Below are 14,812 nucleotides of genomic sequence, written 5' to 3'. Positions count from 1 at the left end.
ATATGACAAGTTAGAAATGATGGACCGTATGATGGTGTTCCATCGGCAACTCGCAAATCAACAGGTCACAAGAGTGGCTTTGAAAAGGGATCGTCAGCAATTTCCGATCTTGCGTTGGCAGGCTACGGATAGCAGGTCCAGAAATTCATCGTTGAGTTGCGAGCTCGCCTGAATCATTTTTCCCTGTTCTGCAAAACCAAAGGATGTCACTCCTACGATGCGGTTTGGGCTAGCGAAAAGAGCTCCAACCTGGCCTGTCGCCTGTACACCGAAATTCTCATACCAGGCAGCGCCGGAAGACGCATTGCGCATGTCTGACCCATAGAATGAAACACCTTCCTGACCGTCGGCATGCCATGCGCTATCGACCTGATGCATGATCTCACCGCTGTCATGGTTCTGCGGGTAGCCTACTTGTTTAGTGTGATTGGGCGAAAGCGCGAAAGTACGAAACCCCGCCCATCCCACGATGTCACCGATCCGCATCATCCGTCCGTTGACGTTCTGATCGGCTACTTCGATGATTGCGAAATCTGCGCTGTTGGGAAATTTTCGACGGGATTCTGACCAGCTTTGGGTTGTGCCAACCCAGGTCCAATACCATTCACCATAGGGCGCGTGGCCTTCGTGATACGCAGGTACGAATTTGAAATTCTTGTAGAACCCCGAGCTTTTATTGCGCCCGAAATGCACACAATGCCCTGCGGTCAAGAGCAGTCTCGGGCGTAGAACCGCTGCTGAACAGACCTCATTCTTGCCGTCGAATTTGGTGAAGTACAACTTACCGTTCAATCTGTAGGGATAGTGAAACCTGGCATCCATCGGGACAAGACGAGAACTAGAGAAAAACGCACCGTCCGAGGCAATGCCCGCGGCTTCCTCTTGCACGGACGCAACCGATTTCGGGTCTGCGATATTGACATCCTGCGGAGCGATCTGATCGGTCTCGCCAGTGAACCGTCCATCGAGCAACTGAGACGCTTCTCTCGGATGCGGCTCTGCCAGCAGAAGATCCTCATAGTTGGCTTGCGGGACAGGCAATCCGGCGTTCACTGCGTCAGACAGAGCCTGCCGTGTCCAGTGATCGACCATCGCTTGCTGATCTGCGTTGGGGTTTTCTTTGGTGACGGGCTGCGCCACCGTTGGGCCGGGAAAGGCAATCCATACTGCGACAAGCACAAGCGACAGCAATACGTCGGTTGGAGTGTTTGGTCTAGGCATCAACAGGCCTCTGCGCTTGCTGTTGTGGTCTGCCCGGTTACGCCAGTGGACAGGTCGAGCAAATGGGGAAGTGTCGCAAGGTTCAGGCAATTTGTGACCTCGGGGTTAGTGTGGCCCGCGCGGTGTTGGCCAACGACTTCTCCGGCCAGATTGAAAACGGGGGCACCTGACGATCCTCGCAGTGTATCGCAAGTGTGGCCGTAGGCGTTGGGATGTGCCTGAGTGCGCATATCTTCCTGGCGAACGCAGTCGACGATTGAAAGCTTCTGGGGAAGCCCTCCGGGGTGTTGCGGCACAAACAGTGGGTCTCCTTCTTGCGGTGAATCGGGCGTGAAACTGGCAATTTTGTAGGTCGCATGCGGCTCGGGATAAACTCGCAGAATGGTCGTATCCGCCTGGGTAGGGGCGGCACTGTCGACGATTTCAAGACATCGGACTTTTTGGCCAGTAATGGGTAGGCCAAATTCGTTTTTGTGATAGTCAAACCAGATCTGAGTGGTTTCGCAAAAGTCCGTTTCATCGGAAATGCAATGACTTGAGGTCTGCACCAAATCAGGACCTATCCGGAACGCCGTGCAATAGGTTTCCGTCCGGTCTTTGATAACCGACAGGCGCGCGACAGAGCTAGCGCTTTCGGTGACAAGATCGCTGTCGGCGCCGGTATAGCTGTTCGTTTCGATCAGATCGCTGGTTCCGTAAAGGGATTCCAGCTCCAAATCCTCAAAGGGAAATGCAATTTGGTCGATCTCGAAAGCCAACCCTGTCAGGGCGTCACAACCAAATACCGATACCTCTGCGGCAATGCTTGAGATTGAGAGGGTCCAGATATCAGAGCGACCCGCCAAAACGGCCCGATCCAGCGTTTCGACGACATTGCCCGATGTGTCTGCGATTTCGATGTGAAACGCGTCGTTGTCGGGCAAAACCAAATTGTTCAGATGGACCCTCATTTCGGGTTGCTTGATGTTGCCCGGAAGTACGGGCGCGTCCACGCGAAAGTTCCACACCAACCCTGTGCAGGTCAGCCCGTCTTGATCAGGCGGAAAGGCGAGTGGTGTCGAGATGTCTTCAACTATGCTGCCTACATAAGGTTGGGCGGCGACTTCGTAGCCCATAACGCCCAGGACAGCTGCTATGAAGGCGACTCGCACTCTCATCAGTCCATCTGAGAAATATAGTCGACGACTTGTGATAATTGAAACTCTGCCACACTACCTGGCTTGACGCTGTCGGCGCAATCCTCGGACGCCCGGTCGACTCGCATCCGCAAGAAATGTTGCTTTCCTTGCGCAGACAGGTACGAGGCGACCATTCGTGTAAAATTGCGTCCGTCGCGAAAGAAAAACACGCCCTTGTTTTCGTCGGCATTCCAGTGGATGCGGCGCATGTCGAATTTCGGAACAAATCTCCACGGGCCTTGGTCGTTGGGGACGATATCGAAACTGCCCTCTTGCGGCGTTCCGTCAAGGACACGGACAAGCGTGATGAATTCGCCCGCAACCTTGCAGTTGTCGGCCATGTGCAACCAGTCCTTGTCAATGCGCAATGCAGCGGTGGCGTCCAAGGCACCGCCGTTGATTTTGTCGATGGAATCCATCGACATACGCGCTGTATAGGTCAGCCGTTGGCGGACCTGGATCGGGTTCGCGCCTGAGATTTTCTTCAAAAGCGCGGCGGCTGCCGTCACTTGCGGTGCCGCTTGCGAGGTTCCCGACAGCGGCCCGAATCCATCCACACCAACGGTCGACAGGATATCCCGAGCCGGCGCGCCGATGTCAAAAACAGAAGCCCCATAGTTTGTTCGAAACTGTGTTGGGTCGCTTAGATTGTGGAGCAACTTCAGATTGTCCTGATCCGCTTCCAATCCAACCACGCCGATGATGTTCTCGACGTGACTGGCATAGCAAGCTGGCGGGCTTAGACAGGGCGGCAGCTCGTCTGGTTGTCCGAACGAGACCGGTGGCGCTGTGAACAGGTTTCCGCCCTTGCCGGCGGCGACAACGAACAGAATGCTGGGGTGCCATTTCTTGATCGCTTCCCCAATCTTATCTGCGCGCCTTATGTTCCTAAGGTTGTAGGAAAAGCTCAGATTGATGACGCTGACGTTTAGGGATCCGGCGCTGTCGATTGCATCGGCCAATTGGCGTGCCTTGGCTTCGTCGATGAGCACGCCATCGGTTTCACTGAACGGTATGAGAAGATAAGAAAGGTCCTCAAACCCACCCAGCAGCCCACTTATGCCCCGTTGGTTTTGGGGTGCTGCAATGATGCCTAGGACATGAGTTCCGTGGTCAATGCCCTGCACCTGCCCGGCCAGTCGCATGGTATCGCACCCGACGGCTGTGTCAGTTGATGACGCATCATCGTCTGCTTCTCCGGAGGCTTGCGTTGGAACGAATTCGTTGTCGACCAGAACCTTGGCATTGATATCAAGATCGCAATGGCGATGTTCCGGTGTCTGATCCATCACACCGATAACAAGGCCGTCCAGGTTTTTGTCGGACAAATCCGGGCAGCTACCGTGCAGCTGCGTGTTGCAGAAATGATCAAACAGTTTTTGGCTGTGCTCAGATAGCGGCTCACGCTGGTAGCCGCTCAGGGCGTGGACGTTTGAATCCGACGTTGTGCTTTGGGATTCGATTGAGAAGGTACCGACAATGCCCGCCCCAATTCCAGCATCCAGTTTCAGAAAAGAGGGGTCGCGGAAATCGTAGGGCAGGCTGTTCTGAGACTTGATTGACTGGTAGTCGGGTAACGGGTCTTCGCTCAGCTCAATACGTGCGTTCAACTCTGGTATCAGTTTCAGAGCGCGCCCCTGACCTTCGGCGTCGCGGGTGGCCACCACAACTTCGCGCAGGCGACCTTTGACATTCCAACCAGGTATATCGGGCTGGTAGTCATTGACGCAATAATCTGCACTCAGGCACCGGTTTTGGACGTTTAATCCCCTGATCTCGACTCGAGCGTCATTTTCGGCCGGGGCAGGGGTCGAAACCTGCACGATTTCAACATCGGGAATCCAGACAAGATCGTTCTTCCCGACTGTCCAGTTCTGACCGACGCCTACTATTCCGGCTACATGCGCACCGTGGTCGGTTATCTGTGCCTGGGCAACTGGCGCTGTGGTCAGATTGCAACCTGATCCGTTGACCGCGCAAAGCATCGCGGCTACCGGCTCAGTCATCGGTCCGACCCAAGCGCCCTGATCCCGCATCACGTCTTCAAGACGCTTATGGTCCCCCATCGGGACCAACTTGAAGCGAAGCCGGCCCGTGTTGAACAGATTCAGATAAAGGTCTTCCTGCGCGCGCTGAGCTTCAACTCCGGTTGCCGCTGGTGCAGTCCAGAAGACTTCTTGGTCTTGCATCTCGGCCAGAGCACAGGTCGCTACTGCGCTTAGAACAAGTCCCAATGAACACGCGCGAGTTATTCCATGCAACATGCCATCTCTCCCTTGATCTTGGTCAGGATCGTGGAGCTTCATGGGCACCTACAGCCCTTTGAGATATTCCACGATAGCCCAACGTTCGTCGTCGGTCAGATCAGAATTGTTGTAATCGTGACCGGCGTTTGAATTTCCCGGAATAATATTTCCGGCGGAATCGCGCACGCGATACACCCAGGGTGCATTTTGCACATCACTGACATAGCCTACCTTAACGGGATCGAACTCGCGAGAGCCGATACCGAATTCTTCCGGGCGTACCGGTCCGGCTACGGTCACCTCTTCACCGACGTTGCGGGCCACGGCAGGCAAAAGCAAATCATAAAGTGTGGGAACCGATCCGTTGTGCAGATAGGGGGCAGTGGCCCAAATCCCGTTGAGAGGGCGCGCCTTGTAAGCCAGTAGCTGGTGATCAGTGTTCAGACATTCCTTTGCCTGGGCTCGTTTTTCCTCGTCCGCAACACCGGGCAAGATTGGACTGTCACCCGTGCCGCTGAAACCGACCCGCCCATCCTCTGGTTCAACTTGCGAAAATACCGCATCGGCCAGTTCACCCAGCTTGCCGACAATGGCCCCGCTGGCGGCATTGGTCAGCATCTTGTGGATCGCGTCCGTTTCTTCGATCCACTCGCCCTTCAGAGGAATGCTGCGTTGCCCGGCAGTGTTCCCTGCGTCGGTTGTGCGAAGATAGGTATTGCAAGCTAGGAAAACATCTGTCCCCGCCTCATCAAGGCCAAACATCTCGATCTGCGCGGACGATTCCAGATCTGTGGGATCGAGATGCGCATGACAACCCCTACAATTCGCCTCGAACAGGTCTTTGCCCCTTGCCGCCAAGGGCGCATCAATCTCACCAAGTACGTCCTGGGGCCAAACGGGGGATGTCATCTGCGACAACAGGCGTTCCAATCCAACCATGTTGCGCACGCGCACGCTGCTGTCATAGCCGCGTATCGCCCAGCCGTCATCGGCCTCAATATGTGCAAACACGCCAATAACCTCGGAAACGTTCCTGACAAGTGCTGTTAGCTCGGTGTCACGTCCCCAAACCCGGATCGGCTCACTGGCTTCGGCAATTCCATTCCATTGCAACTTGGCTTGCTGATGTGTGTTCCAGATAAACGGATAGCTGGCCGGTGCATCGGCCGAGAATGCAGTTGACGGCGTCTCTGCGCCGATGACCATCGACACTTTTGTCAGGATGTGACCCTGGGCATCCAAACGGCCGGGCCCGGCTGTGACATCGGAATGATTGATGTCGTGTAGCGCCGCCATCCAGTCGATTTGTTCCTGCAACTGAGTTGCCAGACCGGCTTTGGTCTGGTCATTCACCGGGCCGTGCAGCACCAAGCGCGCGAATTCATGCATCCGATCTGGGTCGGCAATCGTCGCTTCAAGCGCGCTCTGCGTGCTGTTGACCAGATCGTCGAACCGCGCCAGCGTGGGCGCGCCTTCAACGCGAACGCGCTGCCCGTCAAAGGTGATTTCCGTCGTGTGACAGGCCGAACAGTTCATTCCAACCCAAGGTGCGCGCATTGTGCCAGCGCTACACATTGTTGGAAAACGGTCGCACATCAGGTCGGCATCTTCAGATGAGTCATGGTCCACGGCAAAGCCGACTGGCAATCCATACGGGTTGTCCTGCGAATACGGGTTGGGGAGGTACCCGAATGCGCCAAGGCTTTCCGAGCTGTACAGTTCATCTTCGCCATTTGCCGACTTTAGCGCCAAGGCCCAGTCCAGCGGCAACAGGCGAGATCCCTGCGATGTCGTGTACCACCATTGGCGGCGCTCATCACTCCAGCCCTGATCAAGGCACATCGCATCCCCTTGTGAGCACGATGTTGCGATTTTCGGCAGAGTTGATTGTGACCAGGTCGGAGAAGCCAGAGAAGTAGCAACCGTTACACTCACAGCGGTTAGTATTGGTCCCTGAAAATAATTAACTAGTGAAATAGACATGGTAATTGCTCCTCCAACCTAGTCCAATTCATTTGGCCGCTAATTTCTATCGGGCGCATCGCCCAAATGGGTTAACGGCTGGTCAAAAATTGCCCGCCAATACTGGAAACGCGCCGTATAAGTTGTGTTCTGTTAGAGCAACTCGTCTTAGACAGGAGCGTCTTAACCTGTGCATTGACGGTGTCAGTAGAACGGTCTCGGCGTTCAGCGATCTGGCGGTTTGTCATGCCCTCAGCCAGAAGCGTAACCAAAGCGCTTTCCGACGGGGTCAGCTTAAGTACTTTGCCGATCATCTCTTGGTTGAGTTCCAAGCCGCTGCTTGTATCGAGACTGCAAACCATGAATGTATTTTCAATAGGCTCGCCAAGAACACGATCCGACGCAAGCGGCACGATCTCAACCGCCAGAACAGGTCCGGTTTCATCTTCGGCAGCCAAGGCTTCTTTCCGGGGTCGGGCACCAAATCGGCCATGTTTTCCTGCGGAACGGGTCATGCGACGAAACCAGTCGCCGTGTTTTTCGGCCTGGGGTTCCAACCGGCCTTCGGGCGTCACGCGGAATAGCCGGACCTCTTCCAGCTGGCGCCGAAACTCCTGATTGTGGACCAGCACCGTTCCATTCGCGCGTACCAGACAAATCCCGATCCTCAACTGGTCGATTGCGTCAACCAGAACCTGAGACCTCAACCTTAATTGTCGAACGGGTCGCGCCAATTCGCAGGCCTTTGCCATATGGGGCAGAAGGGTTGATAAAATTGCTCTGTCCGATTGTCCCAATGGGCCGTGGCGGCGCGAAAACTGGACGGAAAACCGATCGCGCATCGGTTGGTCACGGCTGAGCAACGCGCCGCCACGATGCATGATGCCGAATTCGGCCATTGCCTGAGCATTGGGACGGCGGGCGACGGCCTCGGGCGTTTCGGCCAATACTTCCTCACCAATGACGTCTATATGGTCACCCATCGAGGAATGACGAGCAAAAAGCCGTTGGTCTTCAATTTCCCATTTGGCGAATGCCTCGGCATAGCCCGCGACTGCCGCCGGATCATATCGCGACGACATGAAAGGGGCGACAAGCTGTTGTTTCCCATAAGGATCTTCGACGAGGTCGAACATGATGCAGCCGCGTGCGTCCACCGCCTCAGCCACCCGGTCCAACACGTCCTGCCAGCCCTCGGGGGCGACAACGGTGTCGTAGATGGCTTGTATCAGGTCACTCTGTAAGGATGTCATGCCAGATAACCTAACTCATAGAACAGTTTTGTCGCAACAATGCACCAGTGGCCAGAATGGCCTTAATCTTCACTTAGATCAGAAACTTGGCCTCTTTGTGTCCGGCGCTGTGCAATGACGCATGGGCTACCTTCCGACATGCAGCTTGTGGGCCTGTCGTGGAATTGACAGCACCTTCTCGAGGATGATCTGCTGGCCGCCCCTCTGGAAGGCTGGGGCGATTCACAAGGAGCAGTTTTTGTAGCTGTCCCGGGCCATCAATAGAAATGAGGCAGATTTTTCGTTCGGGCCACGCGGACCCAATTCGGGACAAAGGGGATGATCTTGTCCTGCGTTGGGACCATGATTTCGATAAAATTCGCGCCAGGATTTGATATCGCCTGTGTCAGGATCGGCTCGATCTCGTCTTCGGATGTGATGCGGGCAGTCTCAAAGCCGAAGCCTTCAGCCACTTTCAGATAGTCCACGGCGCCGAAATCGGTTGTCCAGGGTGCGTCGACGTCATCCAGCAAGATGGCCTCGCCCCGGATCCAACCGAAACTGTCGTTGCGGTTCAGGATGATGGTCACATTCTTGCCTGACCGCTTTATGGTTTCCATGTCTCCCAGAACAAACCCGATCGACCCATCCCCCGTTAGTGAGATGATAGGACCTTCGGTGGCGTAAGACGCGCCAAGACCCGCAGGAATGGCATAGCCCAACGCGCCCATCGAATAATTGGTGATATAGCGACGGCCGGCCTCTCGGAAGGTCAGCAGGGCAGAAGGGTAAATAGCGCTGACGCCGGGTTCGGAGGTGACGATTGCGTCGGCAGGCATGATCCTGTCCAACACTTGCGACAGCTTCACGGGCGATATCGTTCCCTCTGGCATCGGGATATTCGCGTTGAACACCTTGTCTAGCGCAGTGCGCTTTGTCTGGGTCAGATCAATACGGGGACGGGTCAAGCCCGGATGCTCGGATTTCAGGATTTCCAGCATATAGGCCAGGCTGGCACGGGCATCACCGGCAAGGCCTATCTTGACCGGGAAGTTATTGCCGATATGGGCCTCGGCGATGTCGAGATGCAGAAAGGTCTTGTTCTGTGGGTCGCCATACAGTTTCCAATGATCGGTCGCGGCGCTGTCGGTGTTGGACCCGATGAAAAAGATCAGATCGGCGTCGTGCACATATTGGTTGGAATACTCCATACCACCACGCGCACCGATGACCCGTAAGGCCAGGGGGTGATCTTCGGGTATAGTACCCTTGCCAGGCGTGGTCGTGCCGACCGGAATTTGCAGAAGCTCGGCCAGTTCCAAAATGACGTCACCTGCCTTCGAGATCAGCCCACCCTGGCCGCAGACAATCGCGGGTTTCTTGGCCGAAAGCAACGCGTCGATGGCGCCCCGCAACTTGCCGTGATCGGCCACGGGCCGGTGTGCCGGATAGGCTGCGTATTCCGGTTCGGCATAAAGGTCGTTCAGGTCGGCCTCTTCACCGAAGATGTTGATCGGGATGCGGATATGAACAGGGGCAGGGCGGCCCGAGGTCGCGACGCGAAACGCTCGGCGCAGCTGAAACGGAATTTCTCGGACGTTCGTGACCGTGAAGGATTCCTTGCAGATGCTATCGTACAGTGCTGTTTGATCGACCCCGGTCAGCCCGTGCCTTTTGTCCTGATTGATCGGGATATCGGACGAGAAGAAAATCACCGGCACCGAGCTGAGAAACGCTTCGGTGATGCCGGGGCTGCAATGGGTGACGCCGGGGCTTGGTGCTTCGAGCACGGCGGGTTTGCCGGTGATCTTGGCATAGGCTTCGGCCGCGTATGAGGCTGTGCGTTCGTCGCGGGTGAGGACGAATTCAATGTCCGAATTGGCGCGCCATTCCTTGTACCAACCAATGGTTGTCTCGCCGGGCAAGCCGAACACATGGGTCACATCGTGCAGCTCAAGCATCCGCAACAAAGCCTGCGCGCCGTTCATTCGTATTAATTCGGCCATCATGTGTCCTTCAAAAGCTGGGTGCGATACCGCCCCAACATGTCGGGGTCCGGGGCGACGCCCAGCCCCGGCGTTTTGGGAACCTGCACATGACCGTTCCGGACGGGGAAGGGCGACTGCGCAATGTCGGCCTGGGCATAGTAAGTGGACATGTAGAACTCACACCCCAGCGTCAGGTCGGGGATGGCCGCCATAAGATGGGCGCCTGCCATGTGCGCGATCGAGGTTTCGAACATGCAGCCTCCGTAGACATCAATCCCCGCCGCGCGGGCGATCGCGGCGATCTCGATACAGCGCCGGATGCCGCCTGATTTGGCGGTCTTTAAAGAAAAGATGTTTGCAATGCGATCACCGGCGCCCTGAAGCGCCTGATGCACGTTGAACACGGCCTCGTCCGCCATGATGGGGACATCGACGGCGCGTGTGATCTGGGCCAACGCCTCGCGTTCATGCATCCGGACCGGCTGTTCGACGAAATCCGGGCGGAAAGCTTCAAGGTCGCGAATATGGCGGATGGCGTCATAGGCCAGAAGCCCCTGATTATAGTCGATCCGCAGGCGTATTGCCTCGCCATATGTGTTACGCAGGTGTTCCAGCCGCATGAGGTCGAAAGCATGATCGGCGAACCCGGTCTTGAGTTTGAACAGGCGCACCCCATCGCCCCACAAGCGGGCAATATCTTCGAGGTCGGCCCCGAAATCGGGATTCGCAACCGAAAAGCTCAACGGTATTTCGCCGCGATGCCTACCGCCGACCAATTCGGCAATGGGCAACCCGGTGATCTGACCGGTCAGGTCCAGGAGCGCCGACTCAAGAGCGGCTTTGGCTTCGGGATGACCAACCAGCACGCGATCCGCCTGCGTCATGGTCGGCTCTACTTGGCATGGATCCTGACCAACGACGTGCGGTCGCAGATGCACATGCAGCGCGGCGGCGGCGGCCTCTAGCGTGCCAGTAAAGACGGGCCAGGGTGAAGCCTCACCCCATCCGGTCAGGCCGCTATCTGTGGTTAATTCGCACAGGGCTGCGTTTATACCGCCCACATCGCCCGAACCGTGGGAGTGGACGGCCTGCGCCGGGATGTGAACGCAATGGACACGCAGGTCGATGATGCGATGGTCGCTCATGGCTGGTCCTGCGGGATATCGTCAAGATGCGGTGGGAACCGCCGTGGCAGCAAGCCAGACTGGAACCAAAGCAGGTAGGTGTAGATGGAAAAAACGGGACGCCCCGTCGCCCGGCGGATATCGGCGGCGTAGGGGACCATATTGGTGCATTCAAGAAGGATCGCGCCGATATTGGGGTGGTCCGAGACCAGCTTTTGGGCTGCGCGAACATTGTCCATGCGCGCCTGTTCAAAGTCGATCTCTGCAGCATCGCCCAACACGTGCGTGGTGAAATGAGACCCGGCACCCGTGCCGGCGACCGGAGTTCCCTCGGGGATGCCGGCGGCATCAAGATGGGCGGTGGTCAACGTTTCGGACGAGATCGTCAGGATACCCAGCTCCTGATCGGCGGGCAGGGATTGACGGATCAGCGGGGCCTGAAGCAGCGAGGATGATGCAACAGGCACCCCAAGCGCGCGCGAAAGTTTGGTTTGGAACGGGACGAGGAAGCCACAATTTGTGGCAATGCCATCGCAGCCCATGGCCACCAGTTCTTGTCCGGCCTCTATGAATGCACCCAGCAGCGGGGTTGCATCGCCGCGGACCACATTGTCTGGCGTGGCCGCTGAGACAATCTTGTATTGCACCGGGAAGGGCCAGGTGCCGGCGTTGCCGATATCGCCCGGAATGCGGGGAAATTGGGAGTTTAGCATCAGGATGCCGACCGATGCTCCGTATACGGTTTTACCGCCAAATGTTGTCATCAGGGTGTATCCTGCGGGGCATAAAGATCTGCGAAGGCAAGGCGCACGGCGGCTGACGCATGCTGCGCACGGTTTTCGATATGTTGGCGCATCGCTTTCGCTGCGCCCTCTGCGTCCCCATTCCGGACCAGATTCAGTATGATGCGATGCCTTTCGGTTGTGGTCCGCCCAGCGGCCTGCAAGCTGCGCAGGTCTGCCGCGCGCACAAATCGGATCTTGTCATAAATCGTTGTCAGCAGCCGCGTCAGTTCGGGATTATCCGCCAATCGCGCAAGGCTCATATGAAACGCCTCGTCCAGCTCCAACAACCGCAAGGGATCCGAGCACGTGGCATATTCGTCTGCTGTACTGTCCAGCGAGGCGTTGATGTCGTCTAGGGCGTCGGACCCGGCGCGTAGTGCTGCTTGGCGTGCTGTTTCACACTCTATTGCCATGCGCGCCTGGTACAGATGGGTAATCCGCTCATCGGTCAGGGCCCGGCAGAAAAATCCACGCCCGGCATGAAAATCGACGAACCCTTCGGCCACCAGCCTGTTCAAAGCCTCGCGCAAGGGGGTGCGGCTGGCTCCAAGGTCGCGGGACAGTGCGGATTCGTTGATCCGCTCGCCCGGTTTGAACGCAAAAGAGGCGGCCATGGATCGCAGCTGCGCATAAACTGTGCTGACTGTGTCTTCGGTATTGGAAACTGCGAGTGTCACAACCGTTTTCCCTGAGATTTGCAGATAAAATACGCAAGGCTTGCTTTGAAGGCAATACTGTGCATTGATCTGTATACAGAAAGAGGGTGAGACCATTCCAAAACGGATCATCATAGCAGGTGCGGGAATTGTCGGCGTATCGACAGGTATCTGGCTACGCCGCTTTTCTGATGCAGACGTGACGATCATAGATCGGCTTCCGCCGGGCGAGGGCACGTCTCATGGCAATGCAGGCGTGATCGCCGCCTGTTCGGTTGCGCCGGTGACGGCACCGGGATTGGTGCGAAAAGCGCCTAAGATGCTGATGAACCCGGACTTTCCGCTGTTTATGCGCTGGGGATACTTTCCGAAATTGCTGCCATGGCTGATCAAGTATCTGGGCACCGCAAATGACAGCGACACCCGCCGCATATCCAGCGGGTTGACTACAATCGTCGCCGACAGTGTCGAGCAACACAAGTCTCTGGTCGCGGGTACAACCGCCTCGGATTGGGTGCAGGAGAGTGATTATTCCTTTGCCTATGCCGACCGGGCGGCCTTCGAGGCGGACAGCTACACTTGGGGTCTGCGCCGGGATGCGGGATTTGAACCGATCATTCGCGAAGGAAGTGCGCTGCGAGATTTTGAGCCAAACCTTGCGCCCTCGGTCGGTTTGTTGGCAACGATGGCCGATCATGGCTATGTCCGGGACCCCGGTGGATATGTAAAAGCTCTGGCAGACGTGTTCCAATCTGCGGGCGGTACAATTCAGCAGGCCGAGATCAAGGATGTCGAGATAACGGACGATAAGGTGTCCGCTGTTTTGACATCGGCAGGACCGCATCCTTGCGATCAGCTAATACTAGCGACAGGTATTTGGTCGAAGTCATTGATGCAGAAGCTGGGTTTGGACGTTCCACTTGAGACCGAGCGCGGTTATCACATCATATTCGAAGACGCCGAAAGTGGCCCGTCCCATCCCATCATGGTGGCCAGCGGGAAATTTGTGGCAACGCCAATGGCTGCGGGCTTGCGCTGCGCCGGAGTGGTCGAGTTCGGCGGATTGGACGCAGGCCCCAATGATGCAGCCCTGAACCTGTTGCGTCGTAAGGCCAAGGCGGCCTTTCCAAACCTGACATACAAGGCAGAGGTGCCCTGGCTTGGACATCGTCCGGCCCCCTCGGACAGCTTGCCTCTGATTGGAGAGGTGCGAGAAACCGGGGTGTTTACCGCTTTTGGCCATCACCACATTGGATTGACCGGTGCCCCGAAAACGGGAAGGATCGTCGCAGGTCTTGTCGCGGGCCAACCAGTCAACACCGACATCGGTGCATTTGATCCCATGCGTTTTGCATGAAGCCGCGAAGTTTTGACTATCAGGGAGACTAAAATGACAAAAATTACGACAACTTGTGCAACCATTGCCACGGCGACCGTGTTGGGGCTTCCCGCTGCTGCACAGGAAAAGTGGGATCTGCCCATGGCGTATTCGGGCTCGAACTTTCATTCAGTAACCGGTGCGGAATTTGCCAAATGTGTGACCACCGGAACCGGCGGTGAGATCGAGATTACCACGCACCCTTCCGGGTCGCTTTATGCAGGGGCCGATATCAAACGCGCTGTTCAAACCGGCCAGGTGCCGATTGGTGAGCGTCTGCTGTCCGGACATCAGAATGAAAGTGCCATCTTCGGTTGGGATTCGGTTCCTTTCCTCGTGTCCTCGTTTGACGAGCATGAGAAACTGTACGAAGTGGCGCTGCCGCACGTGCAGGATTTGCTAGCCGAGCAGAACATGACGATGCTCTATTCTGTACCGTGGCCGCCGCAGGGGCTGTATTTTAACAAGGAAGTGAATTCCATCGCTGATATGGAAGGGTTGAAGTTCCGTTCGTACAACAATGCAACAGCCCGCATGGCCGAGTTGACCAAGATGCTGCCCGTGTCCATCGAAGCGGCTGAGATCAGTCAAGCCTTCGCGACAGGCGTGGCCGAGTCGATGGTGTCGTCTGGGGCTACGGGTTATGACCGGAAAGTTTGGGAAAGCCTCAGCCATTTCTATTCCGTCGACGCGTGGTTGCCGCGCAACTACATGCTGATCAATAACGACGTTTGGAACGGCGTTTCTGATCAGAACAAGAACGTGATCAAGGCCTGTGCCGAGTTGGCCGAATACGCGGGGACATGGCGCGCCAAGGAATATACCGGCTTCACCCTGGCAGGTCTGGCCGAAGGCGGCATGACGGTTGCTCCGGCGGGTGACCAGTTGATGTCCGATCTGCGGGGCGTGGGTGAAACCATGGCCGCCGAATGGCTGGAAGCGGCGGGAGATACCGGTGCGGCCATTCTGGACGCTTATAACGCAGCGCAATAAGTACCTTCGCCCGGACCTCTGCACTGGTCCGGGCATTTTCTGCCCCGGA

The 14,812-nt window shown here is 56.7% G+C and carries 11 protein-coding genes; 2 read left to right on the top strand and 9 right to left on the bottom strand.

All coding sequences use genetic code 11. The annotated features are described in order from the left end of the window. Positions 1–93: 93 nt before the first annotated feature. The 9 genes from ACR0L1_RS10800 to ACR0L1_RS10760 all read right to left on the bottom strand — a co-directional run bounded on the left by ACR0L1_RS10800 (position 94) and on the right by ACR0L1_RS10760 (position 12,413). Entirely contained in the window at positions 94–1,221 is a 1,128-nt protein-coding gene (locus ACR0L1_RS10800; protein WP_480858771.1) for a trypsin-like serine peptidase, read from the bottom strand. Continuing rightward, positions 1,221–2,378, bottom strand: coding sequence for a trypsin-like serine peptidase (locus ACR0L1_RS10795; RefSeq protein WP_480858769.1), 1,158 nt, complete (start codon positions 2,376–2,378; stop codon positions 1,221–1,223). The genes ACR0L1_RS10800 and ACR0L1_RS10795 overlap by 1 nt, the downstream gene beginning before the upstream one ends. Continuing rightward, on the bottom strand, positions 2,378–4,663 hold the full coding sequence (locus tag ACR0L1_RS10790; protein ID WP_480858767.1) for a S8 family serine peptidase: 2,286 nt from the start codon (positions 4,661–4,663) through the stop codon (positions 2,378–2,380). Before ACR0L1_RS10790 ends, ACR0L1_RS10795 begins: the two co-directional genes overlap by 1 nt. 48 nt (positions 4,664–4,711) lie before the next feature. After that, positions 4,712–6,487: a di-heme-cytochrome C peroxidase gene (locus ACR0L1_RS10785; RefSeq protein WP_480858765.1), complete on the bottom strand. Its 1,776-nt coding sequence runs from the start codon at positions 6,485–6,487 to the stop codon at positions 4,712–4,714. Positions 6,488–6,699: 212 nt separating this feature from the next. Further along, positions 6,700–7,860, bottom strand: coding sequence for a helix-turn-helix transcriptional regulator (locus ACR0L1_RS10780; RefSeq protein ID WP_170789266.1), 1,161 nt, complete (start codon positions 7,858–7,860; stop codon positions 6,700–6,702). A 257-nt stretch (positions 7,861–8,117) separates the two neighbouring features. Further along, a complete protein-coding gene (locus ACR0L1_RS10775; protein WP_480503865.1) occupies positions 8,118–9,845 on the bottom strand; it encodes a thiamine pyrophosphate-binding protein in 1,728 nt (575 codons plus the stop codon). Continuing rightward, positions 9,845–10,972, bottom strand: coding sequence for an enolase C-terminal domain-like protein (locus ACR0L1_RS10770; protein ID WP_480858763.1), 1,128 nt, complete (start codon positions 10,970–10,972; stop codon positions 9,845–9,847). The genes ACR0L1_RS10775 and ACR0L1_RS10770 overlap by 1 nt, the downstream gene beginning before the upstream one ends. Then, positions 10,969–11,715, bottom strand: a complete 747-nt coding sequence (locus tag ACR0L1_RS10765) for an aspartate/glutamate racemase family protein (RefSeq protein ID WP_480858761.1) — start codon at positions 11,713–11,715, stop codon at positions 10,969–10,971. Before ACR0L1_RS10765 ends, ACR0L1_RS10770 begins: the two co-directional genes overlap by 4 nt. Further along, the gene (locus tag ACR0L1_RS10760) at positions 11,715–12,413 is read right to left on the bottom strand and encodes a GntR family transcriptional regulator (RefSeq protein ID WP_480503862.1); all 699 of its coding nucleotides are present in this window, start codon (positions 12,411–12,413) and stop codon (positions 11,715–11,717) included. The genes ACR0L1_RS10765 and ACR0L1_RS10760 overlap by 1 nt, the downstream gene beginning before the upstream one ends. A 94-nt stretch (positions 12,414–12,507) precedes the next feature. On the opposite strand from ACR0L1_RS10760, the gene ACR0L1_RS10755 reads away from it, so the two are divergent. Further along, positions 12,508–13,749 (top strand): NAD(P)/FAD-dependent oxidoreductase, encoded by a 1,242-nt coding sequence (locus ACR0L1_RS10755; protein WP_480858983.1) that lies wholly within the window; start codon positions 12,508–12,510, stop codon positions 13,747–13,749. Positions 13,750–13,782: 33 nt separating this feature from the next. Beyond that, positions 13,783–14,763, top strand: a complete 981-nt coding sequence (locus ACR0L1_RS10750) for a TRAP transporter substrate-binding protein (RefSeq protein ID WP_170771991.1) — start codon at positions 13,783–13,785, stop codon at positions 14,761–14,763. The last annotated feature ends 49 nt before the right edge of the window (positions 14,764–14,812 follow it).

Source organism: Ruegeria sp. J8, from assembly GCF_056531925.1.
Note: the sequence above shows the minus strand (reverse complement) of the source record. Positions and strands in the feature narration are given on the sequence as shown.